This window comes from Arthrobacter sp. Rue61a (genome assembly GCF_000294695.2).
GTDB lineage: Bacteria > Actinomycetota > Actinomycetes > Actinomycetales > Micrococcaceae > Arthrobacter > Arthrobacter aurescens_A.
In genome coordinates this window covers 156205-175589 of sequence record NC_018531.1, presented here as the reverse complement: position 1 = coordinate 175589, position 19385 = coordinate 156205, and the positions used below count along the sequence as shown (strand labels likewise).

The 19385-nt window shown below is 60.2% G+C and carries 13 protein-coding genes and 4 rRNA genes; 6 read left to right on the top strand and 11 right to left on the bottom strand.

Annotated features, from left to right (window positions below; genetic code table 11):
• Positions 1 to 10 precede the first annotated feature (10 nt).
• The 5 genes from ARUE_RS00830 to lysS all read right to left on the bottom strand — a co-directional run bounded on the left by ARUE_RS00830 (position 11) and on the right by lysS (position 6306).
• Complete coding sequence (locus ARUE_RS00830) at positions 11 to 1219, bottom strand: glycosyltransferase (RefSeq protein WP_014920385.1); 1209 nt, start codon at positions 1217 to 1219, stop codon at positions 11 to 13.
• A 79-nt stretch (positions 1220 to 1298) separates the two neighbouring features.
• Positions 1299 to 3791, bottom strand: coding sequence for an ATP-dependent Clp protease ATP-binding subunit (locus ARUE_RS00825; RefSeq protein WP_011772937.1), 2493 nt, complete (start codon positions 3789 to 3791; stop codon positions 1299 to 1301).
• A 351-nt stretch (positions 3792 to 4142) separates the two neighbouring features.
• Complete coding sequence (locus ARUE_RS00820; RefSeq protein WP_014920382.1) at positions 4143 to 4469, bottom strand: histone-like nucleoid-structuring protein Lsr2; 327 nt, start codon at positions 4467 to 4469, stop codon at positions 4143 to 4145.
• A gap of 131 nt (positions 4470 to 4600) precedes the next feature.
• Entirely contained in the window at positions 4601 to 4774 is a 174-nt protein-coding gene (locus ARUE_RS24410; RefSeq protein ID WP_011772935.1) for a hypothetical protein, read from the bottom strand.
• 2 nt (positions 4775 to 4776) lie between these two features.
• The gene (gene lysS, locus ARUE_RS00815) at positions 4777 to 6306 is read right to left on the bottom strand and encodes a lysine--tRNA ligase (protein ID WP_011772934.1); all 1530 of its coding nucleotides are present in this window, start codon (positions 6304 to 6306) and stop codon (positions 4777 to 4779) included.
• A gap of 75 nt (positions 6307 to 6381) precedes the next feature.
• Here lysS and ARUE_RS00810 point away from each other — a divergent pair, with 75 nt between their 5' ends.
• The 3 genes from ARUE_RS00810 (at position 6382) to ARUE_RS00800 (ending at position 9039) form a co-directional block, all read left to right on the top strand.
• Positions 6382 to 7278: an alpha/beta fold hydrolase gene (locus tag ARUE_RS00810; protein WP_014920381.1), complete on the top strand. Its 897-nt coding sequence runs from the start codon at positions 6382 to 6384 to the stop codon at positions 7276 to 7278.
• Between the two features lie 9 nt (positions 7279 to 7287).
• Complete coding sequence (locus tag ARUE_RS00805; protein WP_014920380.1) at positions 7288 to 8142, top strand: alpha/beta fold hydrolase; 855 nt, start codon at positions 7288 to 7290, stop codon at positions 8140 to 8142.
• Between the two features lie 63 nt (positions 8143 to 8205).
• Positions 8206 to 9039: an alpha/beta fold hydrolase gene (locus ARUE_RS00800; protein WP_011772931.1), complete on the top strand. Its 834-nt coding sequence runs from the start codon at positions 8206 to 8208 to the stop codon at positions 9037 to 9039.
• 24 nt (positions 9040 to 9063) lie between these two features.
• Here the strand turns inward: ARUE_RS00800 and ARUE_RS00795 are convergent, their stop codons facing one another.
• Positions 9064 to 9921: an EamA family transporter gene (locus tag ARUE_RS00795; protein WP_043469588.1), complete on the bottom strand. Its 858-nt coding sequence runs from the start codon at positions 9919 to 9921 to the stop codon at positions 9064 to 9066.
• The gene (locus tag ARUE_RS00790) at positions 9918 to 10832 is read right to left on the bottom strand and encodes an alkaline phosphatase family protein (protein ID WP_014920378.1); all 915 of its coding nucleotides are present in this window, start codon (positions 10830 to 10832) and stop codon (positions 9918 to 9920) included. The genes ARUE_RS00795 and ARUE_RS00790 overlap by 4 nt, the downstream gene beginning before the upstream one ends.
• Positions 10833 to 10906: 74 nt before the next feature.
• Between ARUE_RS00790 and ARUE_RS00785 the strand changes: the two genes are divergently transcribed.
• Positions 10907 to 11767 carry a LysR substrate-binding domain-containing protein gene (locus ARUE_RS00785; RefSeq protein WP_238324461.1) on the top strand — a complete coding sequence of 287 codons (861 nt, stop codon included), beginning with the start codon at positions 10907 to 10909 and terminating at the stop codon, positions 11765 to 11767.
• A gap of 96 nt (positions 11768 to 11863) precedes the next feature.
• On the opposite strand, the gene rrf (ARUE_RS00780) is transcribed toward ARUE_RS00785, so the two are convergent.
• From rrf (ARUE_RS00780) to ARUE_RS00770, 3 genes are all read right to left on the bottom strand, one after another.
• Positions 11864 to 11980: ribosomal RNA gene (rrf, locus tag ARUE_RS00780) — 5S ribosomal RNA — on the bottom strand.
• 146 nt (positions 11981 to 12126) lie between these two features.
• Positions 12127 to 15269, bottom strand: a 23S ribosomal RNA gene (locus ARUE_RS00775).
• A gap of 557 nt (positions 15270 to 15826) precedes the next feature.
• A 16S ribosomal RNA gene (locus ARUE_RS00770) occupies positions 15827 to 17349 on the bottom strand.
• Positions 17350 to 17856: 507 nt separating this feature from the next.
• On the opposite strand from ARUE_RS00770, the gene ARUE_RS00765 reads away from it, so the two are divergent.
• Both ARUE_RS00765 and ARUE_RS00760 read left to right on the top strand, forming a co-directional pair.
• On the top strand, positions 17857 to 18450 hold the full coding sequence (locus tag ARUE_RS00765; RefSeq protein WP_014920377.1) for an HhH-GPD-type base excision DNA repair protein: 594 nt from the start codon (positions 17857 to 17859) through the stop codon (positions 18448 to 18450).
• A gap of 226 nt (positions 18451 to 18676) precedes the next feature.
• Positions 18677 to 19042, top strand: a complete 366-nt coding sequence (locus ARUE_RS00760; protein ID WP_043469585.1) for a hypothetical protein — start codon at positions 18677 to 18679, stop codon at positions 19040 to 19042.
• An 87-nt stretch (positions 19043 to 19129) separates the two neighbouring features.
• Here ARUE_RS00760 and rrf (ARUE_RS00755) read toward each other — a convergent pair.
• Positions 19130 to 19246, bottom strand: a 5S ribosomal RNA gene (gene rrf / locus ARUE_RS00755).
• Together the 16S, 23S and 5S rRNA genes form the textbook arrangement of a ribosomal RNA operon.
• Positions 19247 to 19385 lie beyond the last annotated feature (139 nt).

The window sequence follows — 19385 nt, the reverse complement described above, 5'->3', positions numbered from 1 at the left end:
CGGCTCTAGGTCAAAGGTTCTGCAGGGCGCCGACCACAGCCACGGTGCCATCCTCTTTCGCGATGGCCGCCCCCAACTCCGCTGCCCGCAGGGAGTACGACGGCGTGCTGACGGCTTTCATGATTGCGTCACCGAGGCGCTCCGGGGTGAGCTTCTTGTACGGGATCGGCGCAGGGCCAGCGCCGAGGGCGGCAAGGCGGGAAGCCCAGAGCGGCTGGTCCGTGTACACCGGAACGCCAACGGCCGGCACCCCCGCCCGGAGGCCCGCCGCCGCGGTTCCCGCTCCGGCATGGTGAACCACGGCCGCCATATGAGGGAACAACCACTCATGCGGAACGCTGCCGACGGCGATGGCGTCGTCACCCAACCCACCCTCAGCGCCCTGGACAACAGCCCGCACTCCGGCACGGCGTGTTGCCTCAAGGATGAAGGCGGGGTCGATGTGGGCACTGCTTCCAAAGCCTACGAAAACGGGCGGTGGGCCTTCGGCAAGGAAGTCCACAAGGTCCGCGGAGGGCTGCCAGTCCGGCTCGACGGCGGGCCACCAATACCCTGCCATGACCAGGCCGGAGTGCCAATCAGCAGGCCGGGGCAGGACGGTGGGGCTGATGCCATGAAGGATGGTCGCCTTCGCTTTCCTCCGCCGACGCTCTCCGGCCGCACGGCTTTCCTTGCCCAGTCCCAGCTCTCTGCGAAGGCGTGCGCTGGGCGCATCGTAGGGAGCCGGACCCGCAGCTGCGCGCTCACCAATGATCTTGTTTCCCCACGCACCAAGGCTTTGGGCCGAATTCATGATCACAGGCGGATACGCCGCGCTCGGCTCGATAGGCTGCAAATGTGCGCCGATGGCCGGGATACCCAGAGCATCCGCGATGTCGTAAGCATAGGGTGCCACCGAATTGGCCAGAATCACGTCGGCCCCGGCCTCGGCTGCAGCAAGCGTGCCGGTGGCAGCGTTGTCCATATATTCCGTGAGCTTCCGCCAGAAGGTGAGCACGCTTCCGGATGACGCTTTGGCACCGGGGGCCGGTTGCGTGATCAATCCGGCCAGGTCGCCGGGCAGCGGCCTGAACTCGCAGCCCGACTCAACAACAAGAGGCGCGTAGGCCGGGTTGGCCGCGACGGCCACCTCGTAGCCCAGCCCCTGCAGGCGGCTACCGAGCCCCGCCATCGGCGCGACATCTCCCCGCGTCCCCGGAGTCACCATGAGTACGCGCATACCGCCTCCCTTCTTCGGAGTTCACGCAAAAGCCCCGCCCGCTCTATGTTGGAGCGGGCGGGGCTTAGTGCTGTAGCGACTACGCGGTCGGAGCAATCTCCGGGATACGCGGCTTGGCGTTGCCTTCGAACGTGAACTTGGCGTCGTCACCTTCGCCATCAACGTCCACCACAACGATGTCGCCGGAGTGGAGTTCGCCGAACAGGATCTTCTCGGACAGCTGGTCCTCGATCTCGCGCTGAATGGTGCGGCGCAATGGCCGGGCACCCATTGCGGGATCGTAACCACGCGTGGCCAAGAGAACCTTGGCAGCGGGGGTCAGCTCGATGCCCATGTCCTTGTCCTTGAGGCGGCGCTCCAAGCGGGTGACGAACAGGTCCACGATCTCGATGATCTCGTCCTGCGTCAGCTGCGGGAACACCACGACGTCGTCAACACGGTTGAGGAACTCGGGACGGAAGTGCTGCTTGAGCTCTTCCGTGACCCGGGCACGCATCCGGTTGTAGCCGGTCTGGGTGTCCGTGCCGGACTGGAAGCCCGTTGCCACGCTCTTGGAAATATCGCGGGTACCAAGGTTGGTGGTCATGATGATCACGGTGTTCTTGAAGTCCACCACGCGGCCCTGGGAGTCGGTCAAGCGGCCGTCTTCCAGAATCTGCAGCAGTGAGTTGAAGAGATCCGCGTGGGCCTTCTCCACTTCATCGAACAAGACCACGGAGAACGGACGGCGGCGAACCTTCTCGGTCAGCTGGCCACCCTCTTCGTAGCCGACGTAGCCCGGAGGTGCACCGAAGAGACGCGAAACCGTGTGCTTCTCGGAGTACTCGGACATGTCCAGCGTGATGAGGGCGTCCTCTTCACCGAACAGGAACTCGGCAAGCGCCTTGGCAAGCTCGGTCTTGCCGACGCCGGTGGGGCCGGCGAAGATGAACGAGCCACCGGGACGCTTGGGGTCTTTCAGGCCTGCACGGGTACGGCGGATGGCCTGCGACAGGGCCTTGATGGCCTCGTTCTGGCCGACGACGCGCTTGTGCAGTTCGTCTTCCATCTTGAGCAGGCGCGAGGACTCTTCCTCGGTGAGCTTGAAGACCGGGATACCCGTGGAGTTCGCAAGAACTTCGGCGATCAGGTCTTCGTCAACCTCGGAGATATCGTCCATGCCGCCGGACTTCCAGTTACGTTCCTTCTCTGCGCGTTCGGCAATGAGCTTCTGCTCCTTGTCGCGCAGCGAGGCAGCGCCTTCAAAGTCCTGGGCGTCGATGGCGGATTCTTTCTCCATCTTCACGTCCGCGATGCGCTCGTCCATGGCCTTGAGCTCCGGCGGAGCGGTCATGCGGCGAATGCGCAGGCGTGCGCCGGCTTCATCGATGAGGTCGATCGCCTTGTCCGGCAGGAAGCGGTCCGAAATGTAGCGTTCGGCCAGCTGCGCAGCGGAGGCGAGGGCGCCGTCGGTAATCGTCACGCGGTGGTGTGCCTCGTAACGGTCACGCAGGCCCTTAAGGATCTCGATCGCGTGAGCGACGGAAGGCTCCTTGACCTGGATCGGCTGGAAGCGGCGCTCAAGAGCAGCGTCCTTCTCAATGTGCTTGCGGTACTCATCCAGCGTGGTGGCACCAATGGTCTGGAGTTCACCGCGGGCGAGCATCGGCTTCAGGATGGACGCAGCATCGATGGCGCCTTCGGCAGCACCTGCACCAACGAGGGTGTGGATCTCGTCGATGAAGAGGATGATGTCGCCGCGGGTGCGGATTTCCTTGAGGACCTTCTTCAGGCGCTCTTCGAAGTCACCGCGGTAGCGGGAACCGGCAACCAGGGAACCGAGGTCAAGCGTGTACAGCTGCTTGTCCTTGATGGTCTCCGGGACATCACCGCGAACGATCGCCTGGGCGAGGCCTTCGACGACGGCAGTCTTACCGACCCCGGGCTCACCGATCAGGACCGGGTTGTTCTTGGTACGGCGGGAGAGGACCTGCATGACGCGTTCCATCTCCTGCTCGCGGCCGATCACAGGATCGAGCTTGTTCTCGCGGGCAGCCTGGGTCAGGTTGCGTCCGAACTGGTCGAGCACCACCGATCCGGCAGGAGTACCTTCAGGCTGGCCCTGGCCCGAGCCGCTGCCTGCGGTCTCCTTGCCCTGGTAGCCGGAGAGCAGCTGGATGACCTGCTGGCGGACCCGGTTCAGGTCCGCACCAAGCTTGACCAGCACCTGGGCGGCCACGCCTTCGCCTTCGCGAATGAGGCCGAGCAGGATGTGCTCAGTTCCGATGTAATTGTGGCCGAGCTGCAGTGCTTCGCGGAGCGAGAGCTCAAGCACCTTTTTGGCGCGCGGGGTGAAGGGGATGTGACCGGACGGGGCTTGCTGGCCCTGGCCGATAATCTCCTGCACTTGCTCGCGAACGCCATCGAGCGAAATGCTCAGGGACTCGAGCGCCTTGGCAGCAACGCCTTCACCCTCGTGGATCAGACCCAAGAGGATGTGCTCGGTACCGATGTAATTGTGGTTGAGCATCCGTGCCTCTTCTTGGGCAAGGACGACCACGCGACGGGCACGGTCCGTAAATCTCTCAAACATTTCGCCACACTCCTAGCTACGACGTACTTTGATGCTACGTGCCGGAGCAACACTTTTGGGGCGTGTTCGCCACAGGGGAAACATGACGTGGTTGTGGAATAAATCGGCTTCCAGCCCTTGACCGCTGCCCACCTGCAGTGGCACCCTCTTCCCCTTGCCTGAGAGCACCGGGCGAAGGCCGGCCGGTAATACTTTGGGGCCCCGGGCCCGCCGTTTTGTTGGTACCCACTATTCGGGCCTTCTCGACCCCGGCGATTCACAGGATATTCCAAGCCTTGGAGGGAGCCCGCAAAACTGGCGGCTTAAATGCCAATGCCCCGGCAGTGACTGCCGGGGCATTGAAGCGGTGATTCAGGAATTGGCCTTTTGGTACGCTTCCTGAATTTCAGCCTGAATACGTCCGCGGCTGTTGACGGTGTAGCCGTTGTCACGGGCCCACTGGCGGATTTGAGCGGAATCCTGGTTACGTGCGGCTGTCGCACGGCCCCGGGTTGCACGGCCGGAAGAAGTCTTCCTGGCCTTAGCGACGTAGGGCTCCAATGCCTTGCGCAGCGAGGCCGCGTTGGCAGTGGACAGGTCCATCTCGTAGCTCACGCCGTCGAGGCCAAAACGGACAGTCTCGTCCGCAGCCCCTTCATCCAGGTCATCGACGAGGATGATTTTTACTTTCTGTGCCATGAGTTGCCTCTCATTTGGAGGGTTGGATAATCAGAAATTCCCCGGATTCCTTTGATGATTATCGTTCACGGCAAGCATGCGCGTCAAAGCGTAATTGGATTGTCTTCTGTTAGCGGAAGCCAATTGGAAGGCTATTTAGCTGCAGGACCCTCGGACGCAGGTCCGGAATTTTTCAAATTCGCTTCGGCCTGCGCCTTGGCTTCGGCCTGTCGTTCCGATTTGTCCGCATTGAAGATCGACTTCATGGCAAACCAGAAGATCAATCCCACCACAATGGACGGCGCCAGGACTGCGATGTACTCCATAATCAGTGACCCTCAGGCTTCAGCAACGGGAACAAGATGGTTTCGCGGATACCGGCACCGGTGAAAAGCATCACCAGGCGGTCAATGCCCAGCCCAATGCCACCCATGGGCGGAGCACCGTACTCAAGGGCGCGGAGGAAGTCCTCGTCCAACTGCATTGCTTCCTCGTCGCCGGCCGCGGAGCGTCGGGACTGCTCTGTAAGCCGTTCGCGCTGGATCACGGGATCAATGAGCTCGGAGAACGCCGTACCGCGCTCCATGCCGCCGATGATCAGGTCCCAGGCCTCGATGAGCCGGCCGTCCTCACGGTGCGGGCGAGCCAGCGGCTGGGCGGAAGGCGGGTAGTCGTAGACAAAAGTGGGGTTCAGCAGGGTGGGTTCCACAATCTCGCCGAACAGTTCAACAACCATCTTCTCGGCGTCCCATTTGGGGTCCACCTTGACCTCGTGCTTGGCAGCAATTGCCAGCAACTCGTCCACCGTGGTGTCCGGAGTAATTTCAACGCCCACTGCTTCGGAAATACCCGGGTACACCGAAATCCAAGCCCATTCGCCGTCGAGGTTTATTTCGCCGGCATCCGTTTGGATGGTGCGCGTACCCACCACGTCCGCCACATTCAGGATGATTTCCTTCATGCGCTCAGCCATGACGAACTGGTCCGCCCAGGCTTCGTAGCATTCAAGCGTGGTGAATTCAGGGCTGTGCGTGGAGTCCACGCCTTCGTTGCGGAAAACGCGGCCCATGTCATACACACGGTCAATGCCACCCACAACGGCACGCTTGAGGAAAAGCTCGGTGGCGATGCGCAACGTCATCTTCTGGTCGAAGGCATTCATGTGCGTCTCAAACGGGCGGGCTGTAGCGCCGCCGTGGACCAGCTGCAGAATGGGGGTTTCCACCTCCACGTAGCCGTGGCGGTCAAGGGTGTCGCGAACAGAGCGGGTGATGGCTGCGCGCCTGTAGACCATTTCGCGGGCTTCGTCGCGGACCATGAGATCCACATAGCGCTGGCGAACACGGGTTTCCTCGTTCAGTTCCGCGTGCAGGACCGGCAGGGGACGCAGGGCCTTGGACGCCATGGACCAGGAGTCAGCCATGACGGACAGCTCACCGCGGCGGGACGAGATGACCTCGCCCTTGATGAAAACATGGTCGCCAAGGTCAACCAGCGCCTTCCAATCGGCGAGCGCTTCCTCACCGACATTCGCCAGGCTCAGCATTGCCTGCAGCCGGACGCCCTTGCCGTCAACGCCGCCCTCCTGGAGGGTTGCGAAGCACAGCTTGCCGGTGTTGCGGACGAATACCACGCGGCCGGTGACGCCCACAGTATCGCCGGTTGTTTCATCGGCTTCCAGGTGCGCGTACTTTTCGCGGATTTCGCTCAGGGAGTGGGTCCGTTCCACGCCCACCGGATAGGCCTCGGTGCCGCGCTCGATCAGCTTGGCGCGCTTCTCCATACGGATGCGCATTTGCTCGCTGGCGTCGATGGGCTCTGCGGAGGTGTTCTGGGCGGGGGTGTTTGCGGAAGTCACAGTCCTTAAGTTTACCGGTGATTACGGGCCTTTACTTCCGGGCGCCCAGATCAGGGAAACGCATAGACTCAGGCTGTGGAAACGTGGACGGTTGAAACGAACGACGGCGGCGGCCAGCTTGAGGTGCACACCTTTCGGCCGGCGTCCGGCACTTCAATTCCGGGGTCGAAAGCACCGGCTGAACCAGCCGGCGTCGTGCTTGTTCACGGCACCTTGGTGACCGATTCCCTGTACTGGCCGTTCGCGCGGACCCTGAGCGGCATGCTGGGGCGCCCGGTTCACAGCTACAACCGCCGCGGTCGGGGGCACTCCGCCCCGCAGCCACCGGGCTATTCCGTGGACACGGAGATCTCGGACCTTCAAGCGGTCATGGAGAAGAGCGGCTCCACGGACGTCGTGGCGCACAGTTATGGCGGTTTTGTGGCGCTGCAAGCCGCCCGCCGCGCCAGGATCAACAAACTGGTCACTTACGACGCCGCCGTGTCGCTGTCCGGCAACCTCAGCAGCCGGTGGCGGCCCGAGCTCGAAGACGCTGTCACCTCCGGCCAGTTGGATCATGCATGGGCCCATCTGGTGCAGGGCCTGGGAACTGCCGGGCCGATTTCCTACTTACCGATGGGTGCGCTCCGTGCACTCAGCGTCCTCTCGGCCCGGACCCGGCTGGGATTGGAGATGCGTTCCCTCCTACCCACCGCCGTTACGGAAATGCGGGCCGTTCTCGACGCCGACGCCCACCTTCACGACTTCATGAAGCTGTCCACCCCCACGCTCATGCTTAGCGGTGGATGGAGTCCGTCCTACTTCGCAGAGACCGGCCGGATTCTGGCCGGGGCCGTGCCCGCGATCGACTTCGCGATTGTGCCCCTGCAGTTCCATGAAGGCCCGCTCCGGCCCGGGAAACGCCTTGCTGCGCGCATCGCCCGATTCCTGTCCGGGAACCATGTGAAGGAAGAACCCAGCAGTGCCACCTAGGATGTTCCGGTGAAGGAACGCCACATCAAGACGCACGACGGCGGCAGGCTCGCCTTGTACAGCTACGGCACCGAAGACGCGCCCGGCGAACGCCGAGTGGTGCTCATTGGCGGCGCGTTCCTCACCGCACTGATTTACCGACCGTTCTCCATTGCCTTGTCCAAAGGGCTGGGCGAAGGCTGGGCCGTGGATGTGTACGATCGCCGAGGCCGGGGCCAGTCAACCGAGCAGCCGCCCAACTACTCCATGGCCACGGAGATCGCCGATGTCCGCACCATCATGGACGAAACCGGTGCCCGGAACGTCATGGGCCACAGCCTGGGCGGCGCCGTAGCCCTCAACGCAGCCCAGGCATTCGCCGGCACGCACCACCAACCGGACAAGCTCGCGGTGTACGACGCCGCAGTGAACATCGACGGAAGCATGGACACCGCCTGGCTGGATGGATTCGCGGAGTCCGTCAATCGGGGCGATGTTGGGCGGGCTTTGGCGCGGATGAAGCGTGGCATGCAGCCCGGAACTGCGCTGGCACGGGTCCCGGAGCCAATATTGGCCGGGCTCATGGCAGTTGTTTCGGGGACCAAAGTCAACAGGCTTTTCCGCGAGCTCATGCCGTCGGGTGTCGGTGAACTTAAGGCAGCCTTCGACGCCGCTGATACGCCGCGGGACTTCTCCGTCCTGCCACCCGGCACCCACTTCATGGTGGGCAAGAAGAGTCCGCAGTTCTACAAGGTCACAGCCGCGCGCCTGAACAGGGCAGTCCCCGGCAGCACTCTGGAAGTCTCCCCGAAGGGCTTCCACGGTTCGGTCCCTGCCGCAGTCAGCGAGCTCGTTACCGATATCTCGGAGTACTTCAAACGCTGACCGCTTTTCCACATACGGGCCCGCATGCTGCATGCTGTCAGCTGGCTCGGTTAGGCTCGAGTCATGACGCGCGACATCATCATGACCCACGACGGCGGACACCTCGAAGTACTTACCACGGGCGGTGAGCTGGCAGCGGCAGGCTCCGGAGTCGTCGTCGTTCCTGCCTCCATGGTGACAGCCACCGACTACTCGCGATTCGCCCAGAAACTCAGCGAGGCCCTTGGCCGCCCCGTCCACACGTTCAACCGGCGGGGGCGCGGTGATTCGTCCCCGCAGTCCGAGGATTACACGCTCGAAGCTGACATCCGGGATCTGGAAACTGTCATGAAGCACACGTCCAGCACCGATGTGTTCGGGCACAGTTTCGGCGGTGCCGTCGCGCTGCACGCGGCTCGGACGCTGCCCGTCGAGCGCCTCGCCGTGTACGACCCCGCCGTCTCGGTCAACCACAGCGTCAAGGCCGACTGGACACCCGACTATGAACGCGCGACGGCGGCGGGAGACTACGATCGCGCCCTCGCCGTCCTCATCAAGGGAGTAGAGACCGGCGGCGCCTTCGCACGAATGCCCCTGTCCATGCTCACCTTGGCGAACAAACTGGCCGCTGGAACACCACTGGGCAAACAGATGCGCGAGCTGATGACCTGTGGTGTCCGGGAAATCAAGGCCGTCATCGCAGCCGACATGCCCGCCGAGCCGTTCCTTGAACTGCCCTTGGAAACGCTCATTGTGGTGGGGGAAAAGAGCCCCGCCTACTTCGGTGTCGCATGTGGCCAGATCCACGACGTCCTGTCCGGATCCAGCTACACCATCCTCCCCGGATTCGGCCATGACGGGCCCAACAAGGCACCGGACAAACTGATCTCGGAGTTGTCGGAGTTCTTCTCGGGCTAAGCATGCCTTTGTTCCGGCGGCGATCTAACCTAGCTGGATGGCGGCAATACCGGCCACCGCCACCACCGTGAGGGCGCCACGCAGCCGGCTGAACTTTTCCTTGAAGAACACTGCACCGATGATTCCTGCCAGAAGGACACTGGTCTCTCGCAGGGCGGACACCAAGGCCAAAGGCGCCAGGCTCTGCGCCCACACCACAATTCCATAGGCCAGCATGGACACCAACCCGCCAATGAAGCCCGGCTTCCAGTACCGTGCCACCCTTTGCGGGAACGTGCGGCGGTCCTTTGCCATACGCCAGCACACCACGGGAATCAGTAGGCCTTGAAGCAGAAACAGCCACGATATATAGGCCATCGACTGCCCTGAGACCCGGACTCCGACACCGTCCAGCAAGGTATAAGCCGCGATGGCCACGCCCGTGAGCACAGCGAAAAAGGGACCCTTGCGGTTTCCGTCTGTGGTGGCTGACACGTTTTGCCTTACGAGGGCCAGGCTCAGCAGGGAACCCGCAACAACAGCTACGCCCGCCAACTGCCAGAAGCTCAGCCTCTCCGCCAGGAATGTCGTGGCAATTCCGGTGACCAAGAGAACGGCAAGACCACGGGCCAACGGGTAGACCTGGGAGAAGTCCCCATGTTTGTAGGACGTGGTGAGCAGGATGAGATAACACGTCTGGAGAACTGCCGAAGCAAGCACATATGGCCATGACTGCTGCAGGGGAATCCCGAAGACGGCAGCCCCGATGACGCCACAGGCCCCATAGGCCACGGCAATCATGGTGGATGACGCGAGCCGGTCCGGAATGGCCTTGGCAATGGCATTCCACGCGCTGTGCATGACCGCCGCCAAGAGAACGGCCGCCGTTACCGCGAGGGTCAACGGGAGCCTGCTGCGTTGTGGGGGCTGGCTGGCGCTGTGTTCAGCCGGGGGCCTTGGAGGGTTTCGTGCCGTGCTTCTTGTCTGGCTCCGAAAGGTACACCGTCGGAGCCCCTTACTGCGACGCCGAAGATGGCGAGTGTATGAGGAAAGATGTCCGCGTGGTTCACGGCTGTGCTCCCTGAGGACAGGCCTGTGCCGCTGGCAGCCATCCACGCGGTTCGTTCAACATCGGTCTCTCCGCCGTGGCCGCCAGCATCGAGGTGGCCGTGGTCGGTGAGGACAATGATGGTCCAGTCTTCGTCGTGCCGGTTGGGCCTTGCCTCAATTGCTTCGAGCAAGGCGTTCAGGCGGGAGTCACACCGTTCAATAGCCGAAATGTATCCGGCGCCCGTTCCGTTGTTGTGGGCCTCGACGTCGGCCTCGCCAAAGTAGACGAAAGAGATGGCCAGGTTCTCGGTCTTCAAGCGTCGTGCCGCATACTCCGCCACGGCGTCGTCGGCACGAACCCAACTGTCGGCGTCGTTTGCTTCTTCGGGGTCCGGCATCGGCACCCACCCCCGGGAGGAAAAGAGAGGTCCGCATTCCGTGCGGGTCGCGAGAGGGTGCCAACTGGCGGCGATCATGGTCTGCAACTCAGGACGGGCCGCGCGGAGAACTTCGGTGAAGTCTTGAAAGGCGCTGAGTTCGACGGGGTGGTGGCTGTTGCCCGTCACCCTATGCCGGTCCGCATACACACCCGTGGCCACCGTGGCCCACACCGGGCCGGAGATCGTTGCATTCTTCTCGTGGACGCGCACGGGCGTCAGGAAGCCCTCCCTGGCAATCCGGTCCAGGGCGGGGGTGGCTGCTGCCCCAAGCGAGTCAAAGCGGACGCCGTCTATGCCGACAACAAGTACGTGGGGTTCATTCATCACGTCGACGACGGTACTTGGCTCAGAAGATAACTCATAGGGACAGCCATCCACATCTATAGAAGACTTAGGACATGCCTATGAATCTCACCCACCTGAGGGCGTTCCACCAAGTGGCCACCTATGGCAGCTACGTGGCAGCTGCTGCAGCAGCGAACGTCAGCCAGCCGACGCTGTCGGAACAGGTTCGTCTCCTTGAGAGGAACCACGGCGTCCGCCTGCTGCAGCGTGCAGGGAGATCGGTTGAACTGACCCCGCTGGGAAGCAGGCTTCTTCAGGTGACATCCACCTTGTTCGCTGCTGAGCTGGAAGCCGAGGCCGTCTTGGCCAAAGCACGGAACGTCATGCAGGGCGAACTGCGCTTCGGCACAGACGCACCTATCAACGCAGTGGGTGTCCTCAGCACCTTTCGCCGACGGAATCCCGGAGTCAGCATTCAACTCGTGAGCGGTAACTCTGCGGAAATCCGCCAACGCGTACTCGCTGGAACAGTGGAGGTGGGCATCATCGCTGATGAAACACCCCACCCCGACCTCACTGCCCGTGCACTGGGCACACAGGACCTGGTGGCGTTTGTGAGACACGATCATGCCCTTGCCGGCGCAAAGGTCATTCGTCTCCGTGAGCTGGTAACCCATCCATTGATCATCCGTGAGATCGGCTCGGTTACGCGCAGATCCATCGAGCGGGCACTCTCGGACGCACACCTCCAACCCACAGAAGTACTTGAGACGGACAGCAGGGAAGCGGTCCACGCTGCCGTCATCGCCGGCCTTGGAATTGGTGTGATTGCCGAGGACGAATTCAACGACGATCCTCGTCTGGTGCTGCTCGACTTCGCAGACCCTCTCCAGCCCATCACCGAGTACCTGGTCTTTCGCACGGATAACCAGCGCAGTCATGTTGTGGAAGCGGTGTTGGAGTGTGTGGGTTAGCGGGGTTTGTTGTTTGAAGGGGTGGGGGGTTTGTGGAAACGGGTGTTAAATGCGGGGAGCCCCGACCGTGGTGGTCGGGGCTTCCCGTGAATGGTTGTCCGGCGGTGTCCTACTCTCCCACACCCTCCCGGGTGCAGTACCATCGGCGCTGTGGGTCTTAGCTTCCGGGTTCGGAATGGGACCGGGCGTTTCCCCCACGCTATGACCGCCGTAACTCTGTTACCCGTCCCCCGGTGCCAGGTTGTCCTGGGTGGGGGTGGGAAATCTTTGGTTACAACTGTGGTGTTGTGTATTTAGTTGTTGGTTCCTGGAACGGTTGTTGTTCGGGAACCACATAGTGGACGCGTGCAGTGTGTTGTGTGGTGTAAGTTGTTGGCCTATTAGTACCGGTCAGCTTCACGAGTCTTTAGTCCTCGCTTCCACATCCGGCCTATCAACCCAGTGGTCTGGCTGGGGGCCTCTCACACATAATGTGTATGGAAATCTCATCTTGAAGCGAGCTTCCCGCTTAGATGCTTTCAGCGGTTATCCCATCCGAACGTAGCTAATCAGCGATGCACTTGGCAGTACAACTGACACACCAGAGGTTCGTCCGTCCCGGTCCTCTCGTACTAAGGACAGCCCTTCTCAAATTTCCTGCGCGCGCAGCGGATAGGGACCGAACTGTCTCACGACGTTCTAAACCCAGCTCGCGTACCGCTTTAATGGGCGAACAGCCCAACCCTTGGGACCTACTCCAGCCCCAGGATGCGACGAGCCGACATCGAGGTGCCAAACCATGCCGTCGATATGGACTCTTGGGCAAGATCAGCCTGTTATCCCCGAGGTACCTTTTATCCGTTGAGCGACGGCCATTCCACAATGTACCGCCGGATCACTAGTCCCGACTTTCGTCCCTGCTTGAGATGTCTCTCTCACAGTCAAGCTCCCTTGTGCACTTACACTCGACACCTGATTGCCAACCAGGCTGAGGGAACCTTTGGGCGCCTCCGTTACTTTTTAGGAGGCAACCGCCCCAGTTAAACTACCCATCAGGCACTGTCCCTGACCCGGATCACGGGCCGAAGTTAGATGTCCAAAGTGACCAGAGTGGTATTTCAACGATGACTCCACCCGAACTGGCGTCCGGGTTTCAACGTCTCCCACCTATCCTACACAAGCCACTCCGAACACCAATACCAAACTATAGTAAAGGTCTCGGGGTCTTTCCGTCCTGCTGCGCGTAACGAGCATCTTTACTCGTACTGCAATTTCGCCGAGTTTATGGTTGAGACAGCGGGGAAGTCGTTACTCCATTCGTGCAGGTCGGAACTTACCCGACAAGGAATTTCGCTACCTTAGGATGGTTATAGTTACCACCGCCGTTTACTGGGGCTTAAATTCTCAGCTTCGCCCGTAAGGGCTAACCGGTCCTCTTAACCTTCCAGCACCGGGCAGGAGTCAGTCCGTATACATCGTCTTGCGACTTCGCACGGACCTGTGTTTTTAGTAAACAGTCGCTTCCCCCTGGTCTCTGCGGCCCACACCCGCTCACGGAGAGCAAGTCTCCATCACGGGGCAGGCCCCCCTTCTCCCGAAGTTACGGGGGCATTTTGCCGAGTTCCTTAACCATAATTCTCTCGATCGCCTTGGTATTCTCTACCTGATCACCTGTGTCGGTTTGGGGTACGGGCGGCTAAAACCTCGCGTCGATGCTTTTCTTGGCAGCATAGGATCACCGGATCCCCCCGAACGGGGGTCCCATCAGATCTCAGGATCGTGCTCGAAGCACACAGGAACGGATTTGCCTATCCCTGACCCTACATCCTTAGACCGGGGCAACCATCGCCCGGCCCGGCTACCTTCCTGCGTCACACCTGTTAATACGCTTACCTCCCGGGATCAGGTCCCGCGCTCGGCCAAAACCCACAACACCACAAGGGTGAGCGGGCAGGCTCCGGGCGGTTAGTATCCCCCGCTTGGCATGGGCGGTTTTTCGCCGGTACGGGAATATCAACCCGTTGTCCATCGACTACGCCTGTCGGCCTCGCCTTAGGTCCCGACTTACCCAGGGCAGATTAGCTTGACCCTGGAACCCTTGATCATTCGGCGGACGGGTTTCTCACCCGTCTTTCGCTACTCATGCCTGCATTCTCACTCGTGTAGGCTCCACCGCTGGTTTCCACCGCGACTTCACTGCCCACACGACGCTCCCCTACCACTCCACACCCCTGAACCACGAAGGCTAGGGCATTATGTGAAATCCACAACTTCGGCGGTGTACTTGAGCCCCGCTACATTGTCGGCGCGGAATCACTTGACCAGTGAGCTATTACGCACTCTTTCAAGGATGGCTGCTTCTAAGCCAACCTCCTGGTTGTCTTCGCAACTCCACATCCTTTCCCACTTAGCACACGCTTAGGGGCCTTAGTTGGTGGTCTGGGCTGTTTCCCTCTCGACTATGAAGCTTATCCCCCACAGTCTCACTGCTGCGCTCTGACTTACCGGCATTCGGAGTTTGGCTGACGTCAGTAACCTTGTAGGGCCCATCGGCCATCCAGTAGCTCTACCTCCGGCAAGAAACACGCAACGCTGCACCTAAATGCATTTCGGGGAGAACCAGCTATCACGGAGTTTGATTGGCCTTTCACCCCTACCCACAGCTCATCCCCTCCATTTTCAACTGAAGTGGGTTCGGTCCTCCACGACGTCTTACCGTCGCTTCAACCTGGCCATGGGTAGATCACTCCGCTTCGGGTCTAGATCACGCCACTACACTCGCCCTATTCAGACTCGCTTTCGCTACGGCTACCCCACACGGGTTAACCTCGCGACGTAACACTAACTCGCAGGCTCATTCTTCAAAAGGCACGCCGTCACCAGAATCAGACTGGCTCCGACGGATTGTAAGCACACGGTTTCAGGTACTGTTTCACTCCCCTCCCGGGGTACTTTTCACCTTTCCCTCACGGTACTGGTCCGCTATCGGTCATTAGGAAGTATTTAGGCTTATCAGGTGGTCCTGACAGATTCGCACGGGATTTCTCGGGCCCCGTGCTACTTGGGAAACTCCCCAGGCCGTGCACAACATTACGGTTACGGGGCTCACACCCTCTCTGGCCGGCCTTTCAAGACCGTTCACCTATGCCTGCACCTCACCTCACTGGTCCGGCAGAACCAGAACGGAAAGTCCCACAACCCCGCCCATGCAACGCCCGCCGGCTATCACACATGGAAACGGTTTAGCCTGATCCGCGTTCGCTCGCCACTACTAACGGAATCACTATTGTTTTCTCTTCCTGCGGGTACTGAGATGTTTCACTTCCCCGCGTTCCCCCCACGCACCCTATGTGTTCAGATGCGGGTCACACAATCACCTTGCAGCGTTGTGCGGGGTTTCCCCATTCGGACATCCTGGGATCAACGCTCGGTTATCAACTCCCCCAGGCTTATCGCAGATTCCTACGTCCTTCTTCGGCTCCTAATGCCAAGGCATCCACCGTGTGCCCTTAAAAACTTGACCACACACAGACCGGACTCTCATCCGATCATGCATCATCTATTCGAGAGAACCATGACCACAAGGGCCAGGTTCATTCATAAGAAATTGCTGTAAGAACACACACACCAAAGCGTGTGTGTTCTAGATGCTCGCGTCCACTATGTAGTTCTCAAACAACAACCCCGTCAACCAGACCACCACCCACCACAACCCACACCACAGCGGGGCCGTGCACGATGAACAGTGCTACCGGAAGCAGGAACAAAAGAAACACCAGAAGATGCCCCCATGCATTGCTGCAAAAAGGTCCTGTTGCCTCAGGACCCAACAGTGCGCCAAACACAACCCCACACACCCGCACCCCGGCAGCGTTCCAAACAACACCACACCCACAAGGGGCACAGGTTGCCGTACTGGCACCAGGACACAACCGGTGAAGGCCATGCCAAACAAGTTTGATTCGTTGATATTCCACCCATGAGCACCCACCGCAGAACAGACGCCTGCGCAATGGGCAACACTGACAACCACCACCACACCCATGCAGGCGCAGCAACCAGTTGTTAGCAGCTCCTTAGAAAGGAGGTGATCCAGCCGCACCTTCCGGTACGGCTACCTTGTTACGACTTAGTCCCAATCGCCGGTCCCACCTTCGACGGCTCCCCCCACAAGGGTTAGGCCACCGGCTTCGGGTGTTACCAACTTTCGTGACTTGACGGGCGGTGTGTACAAGGCCCGGGAACGTATTCACCGCAGCGTTGCTGATCTGCGATTACTAGCGACTCCGACTTCATGGGGTCGAGTTGCAGACCCCAATCCGAACTGAGACCGGCTTTTTGGGATTAGCTCCACCTCACAGTATCGCAACCCTTTGTACCGGCCATTGTAGCATGCGTGAAGCCCAAGACATAAGGGGCATGATGATTTGACGTCGTCCCCACCTTCCTCCGAGTTGACCCCGGCAGTCTCCTATGAGTCCCCGCCATAACGCGCTGGCAACATAGAACGAGGGTTGCGCTCGTTGCGGGACTTAACCCAACATCTCACGACACGAGCTGACGACAACCATGCACCACCTGTAAACCGACCGCAAGCGGGGCACCTGTTTCCAGGTCTTTCCGGTTCATGTCAAGCCTTGGTAAGGTTCTTCGCGTTGCATCGAATTAATCCGCATGCTCCGCCGCTTGTGCGGGCCCCCGTCAATTCCTTTGAGTTTTAGCCTTGCGGCCGTACTCCCCAGGCGGGGCACTTAATGCGTTAGCTACGGCGCGGAAAACGTGGAATGTCCCCCACACCTAGTGCCCAACGTTTACGGCATGGACTACCAGGGTATCTAATCCTGTTCGCTCCCCATGCTTTCGCTCCTCAGCGTCAGTTACAGCCCAGAGACCTGCCTTCGCCATCGGTGTTCCTCCTGATATCTGCGCATTTCACCGCTACACCAGGAATTCCAGTCTCCCCTACTGCACTCTAGTCTGCCCGTACCCACTGCAGAACCGGAGTTGAGCCCCGGTCTTTCACAGCAGACGCGACAAACCGCCTACGAGCTCTTTACGCCCAATAATTCCGGATAACGCTTGCGCCCTACGTATTACCGCGGCTGCTGGCACGTAGTTAGCCGGCGCTTCTTCTGCAGGTACCGTCACTTTCGCTTCTTCCCTACTGAAAGAGGTTTACAACCCGAAGGCCGTCATCCCTCACGCGGCGTCGCTGCATCAGGCTTGCGCCCATTGTGCAATATTCCCCACTGCTGCCTCCCGTAGGAGTCTGGGCCGTGTCTCAGTCCCAGTGTGGCCGGTCACCCTCTCAGGCCGGCTACCCGTCGTCGCCTTGGTAGGCCATTACCCCACCAACAAGCTGATAGGCCGCGAGTCCATCCAAAACCACAAAAGCTTTCCACCACCATGACATGCGCCAGATGGTCGTATCCGGTATTAGACCCAGTTTCCCAGGCTTATCCCAGAGTCAAGGGCAGGTTACTCACGTGTTACTCACCCGTTCGCCACTAATCCCCCCAGCAAGCCAGGGATCATCGTTCGACTTGCATGTGTTAAGCACGCCGCCAGCGTTCATCCTGAGCCAGGATCAAACTCTCCGTTGAAGAAAAACAAATCAAACAGACACAACCACACCCACCGGAAATAACGGCGAACACGGCTGCACAAAATTCGAAACCAGCTGAAAACCAGACCACCACACACGGGGGTGCATGACAATCCGGCATAAATTCAACCAATTGATAAAACAATCGGTATCAACAAACTTGGCACACTATTGAGTTCTCAAACAACAGACCCCCCAAAACATCACCCACAGCACACCACAAAGCAGCGCACCCAACAGGGCCATTGGAAAAGAAGAGTTATTTTTTGGCCGCCTACCGAACCGTACACACCTTCCGGCTTTCCGTTTCGCACCCGGCGACTCAGAAAACAATACACGCCCCACACCCCCAACGCAAATCCACCCCCAACCCCACCCCAACCACCCCCAAAACCCCCACCACACCGCCGTCGAACCCCAACAATCCACGGCGCACTTGCCAAGAATCCAAGGCACAGCGACGCCAACCGGACGCCCGATGACGGACCCGCAGCACGGTGGGAGGATGGGACCCATGGAACTGCACATCACAGGAGATGCCGCCGCGGACCAACTACTCAGTGACGACGCCTTTGCGTTGTTGACGGGTATGTTGCTCGATCAACAAGTCACCATGGAGTCGGCTTTCGCTGGTCCGGAGAAGATCCGCACCCGCTTGGGCTCTTTGGAGCCCGGCACTATCGCGGAGTACGACCCCGCCGGCTTCGTAGAAGTCTTCAAGGAACGGCCTGCCGTCCATAGGTTCCCAGGCTCCATGGCGGCAAGAGTCCAAGCCCTCGCCGAAACAGTGCATCGGGAGTGGGACGGAAACGCGGCCGCTATCTGGACCAGCGGAAACCCCGACGGCCCTGAAGTACTCCGTCGCCTCAAGGCCCTGCCAGGCTTTGGCGAACAGAAAGCAAAGATCTTCCTGGCATTGCTGGGCAAACAATGCGACCTGAAGGCGGACGGATGGCGGGAAGCAGCCGGCCATTACGGTGAGGAAGGCTCCTACCTCTCGGTCGCCGACATTGTGGACCCAGAGTCCTTGGTCAAAGTGCGTGCCAGCAAGCAAGCGGCTAAGGCCGCCGCAAAGGCAGCGAAAACTTCCGGCGCATAAGAAGGTGTTGGGGGAGGCCCCCGCTCTCACAGCTTTAGCTCCAGCATGTCAGACCTGGCTTATATGATGCGTAAAATGCCTAAGTCGGCTGGGGGGACCCTAGTGGCGAGATTGCGGATCTCTGATGAGAAATTGCCCGACAACAGGCTTGCAACCTCTCGGACAACATCGACGTCCTCAAGGCTACGGAAGCCACCTTCATCAAACTCGTACCACCAGTGGGGGGATGAATAGCTTGGCCGCATCAACGGAAGGCATTGCCTTGCCCGAAAGCCTACGCGTGCTGGCCGGTAAGCAACGCCGTCGGCTCAATAGGTTCTTCAAGTCTTCGCATAAGGATTGGGCTGCAGGTGGACAGGGCCTTCAAGAGTACCGCGAGCGTTTTGCTTGCTACCTGGAGCAGCTCGACCAAGACGGGCGAAAAGGCGCATTCGCACTGACCTTCAAGCATGTGCAGGACAACAGGTACGGGATCGCTGACAGGTACTACGAGCCTTACGGTATCCCGGCGGGACTTGTCCGCATGCCGCTACCCATCGAACAGGCCCTCTACCCCTTTTCCGAGCTGGCTCCAGTCACTTTAAATGGGTGAAGCCCCCGGGGTGGTGGGGGTTTGTGGAAACGGGTGTTAAATGCGGGAAGCCCCGACCGTGGTGGTCGGGGCTTCCCGTGAATGGTTGTCCGGCGGTGTCCTACTCTCCCACACCCTCCCGGGTGCAGTACCATCGGCGCTGTGGGTCTTAGCTTCCGGGTTCGGAATGGGACCGGGCGTTTCCCCCACGCTATGACCGCCGTAACTCTGTTACCCGAACCCCGTGCCAGGTTGTCCTGGGTGGGGGTGGGAAATCTTTGGGTTACAACTGTGGTGTTGTGTATTTAGTTGTTGGTTCCTGGAACGGTTGTTGTTCGGGAACCACATAGTGGACGCGTGCAGT